This window comes from Aliirhizobium wenxiniae, assembly GCF_019511445.1.
Classification (GTDB): domain Bacteria; phylum Pseudomonadota; class Alphaproteobacteria; order Rhizobiales; family Rhizobiaceae; genus Neorhizobium; species Neorhizobium wenxiniae_A.
The window spans coordinates 1-255 of record NZ_JAEUAN010000129.1; the positions used below are offsets into that span (position 1 = coordinate 1).

Genomic DNA, 255 nt, shown 5'->3' on the forward strand with positions numbered 1-255 from the left:
GCTTCCCAGCCTACAAGGATATCTCCGGCTACGACTTCGCCGCCAGCGAGATCAACGAGGCGACGGTGCGTCAACTGCATCGATGCGAGTTCATGGACGGAGCACAGAACATTGTTCTCGTCGGCGGGCCGGGCACAGGTAAAACACACGTCGCGACTGCTCTCGGCGTCCAGGCTATCGAGCATCACCGCCGAAAGGTCCGCTTCTTCTCGACCATCGAATTGGTCAATGCGCTCGAGCAGGAGAAGGCAAAGG

At 59.2% G+C, this 255-nt stretch carries 1 protein-coding gene; it reads left to right on the forward strand.

Translation table 11 applies throughout. The features are described from left to right. Positions 1–255: ATP-binding protein (locus tag JNB91_RS30600; protein WP_220329141.1), on the forward strand; the 255-nt coding region annotated here is incomplete at both ends.